The sequence below is a fragment of the Neisseria sp. P0009.S007 genome, assembly GCF_051962515.1.
This window is the reverse complement of record NZ_JBQCVF010000286.1, coordinates 1-1,666: the sequence shown is the minus strand read 5'-3', so window position 1 is coordinate 1,666 and position 1,666 is coordinate 1. Positions and strand designations below refer to the sequence as shown.

The following is a 1,666-nucleotide window of genomic DNA, read 5'->3' as shown; positions in this document are numbered from 1 at the left end:
ATTTGCAATGGTTCGGCAAATGGCAGGAAAACAAAGCTGCTGCAAAAATAAATCATGAGCAGGATTTGTTGCGAATTGAAATGTTTGGACAGAAGTTTTTGCGCCACACCGTAGCACACCCAAATCATGCTGCCTGAAGCCGCCATCATCACGCCGACTGCGTAGCTGCCCAAGCTGAAAAGTTCGCCGAATTTATCGTTGAAAAACATGACCAAACCCGTCAGCAAAAGCATCAAGCCGATTTTTTGCCAGTGCGTAAAGGCTTCTTTAAACACGCCCACTCCGACCAAAATCATGGTAAAGGGCGAGAGCTGCCACAACACCTGCGTGGTGGTCGGCGAAATATAGTGCAAACCCAGGGCAACGAGAACGAAGTTGGCGGAAATACCAATAATGCCCAGCACCAATAAAAACAAGGTTTGCCTGGAAAATTCAGACGGCCTCGGCAGCTTGCCGGTCAGCCCCAACAACACAAACAACACCAGCGAAGCTACTAAAAAGCGCACCCACACCAACGTGGGCGCATTGACGGCTTTTAAGGCCTGTTGGGCGATGACCGGCAGCGAACCCCAAGTCATGGTGGCAAGCAGAGCCAATGAAAAGCCGAGCCAAGGTTTTTGTTTCTTCATTTTTCAGACAGCCTTTGCTTACGCGGCTTCCCAGTAGTCGATATAAAGCTGCAATTCGAGATTATTCCGCCATTCGTTGGCAACGGGGCGGTACACCGTGCGGATGTATTCGGGAATGTCTTCGCTGCAACGCCAGAACATGGCTTCAAATTCGTAGCCGTCTTTTTGCAGCCAGACTTTTTTATGTTTGCCTTCCGCGCCTAGAGGCTGCTGGCGGATGACGTGAAATTCGTCGGTAAAACTCGGCGGCGCGAAGCCCTGCCCCCAAACGTGTCGGGCAAGGTTTTGCGCCTGTTCCAACGTGATGTCGCGTGCAGGCAGGCTGCCATCGGTGATGAAGGTTTGCGACAAATCGTCTTCGCACACCATCTCACGCACGGCTTCTTCAAAGGCCGTCTGAAACGCGGGAATATTGTGTTCAAGTATGCTCAAACCCGCCGCCATCGCGTGTCCGCCGAATTTCAAAATCAAATCGGGATGGCGTTTGGATACCAAGTCCAAAGCATCGCGCAAGTGCAGATTGGGAATGGAACGCCCCGAACCGCGCACTTCGCCGTTGTCGGCAGGCGCAAACACGATGGTCGGACGATAAAAACGGTCTTTGAGGCGGCTGGCAACAATGCCAACCACGCCTTGATGGAAATCGTCGCGATACGCCACCAACGTCGTCTGACCTGAAGGCAGGGTTTCGGGAAAATCATTCAGCGCATCTTGCAGCATAGACTGCTCGATTTCACGGCGCTCGATATTGAGGTTGTTTAACTGCGCCGCCAGTTCCTGCGCTTCGGCATCATCTTGCGCCAACAGACAAGCAATGCCGACCGACATATCGTCCAGCCGTCCGGCCGCATTGATGCGCGGTCCCAACGCAAAGCCCATATCAAACGGCTGAGCCTTGCGCCAATCCCGTCGCGCCACTTCAAACAAGGCGCGGATACCGGGACGCATTTTGCCCAAACGCATCCGTTTCAACCCTTGCGACACGAGGATACGGTTGTTGTGGTCTAGAGTGACGACGTCGGCAACGGTACCGAGTG

General features: G+C 53.2%; 2 protein-coding genes. Both read right to left on the bottom strand.

Features of this window, described 5'->3' with window-relative positions; translation table 11 throughout:
• On the bottom strand, positions 1 to 629 hold a 629-nt coding region (locus ACTHS3_RS12505; protein ID WP_440368079.1), incomplete at its 3' end, for a DMT family transporter.
• A gap of 18 nt (positions 630 to 647) precedes the next feature.
• On the bottom strand, positions 648 to 1,666 hold a 1,019-nt coding region (locus tag ACTHS3_RS12500), incomplete at its 5' end, for a single-stranded-DNA-specific exonuclease RecJ (RefSeq protein WP_440368078.1).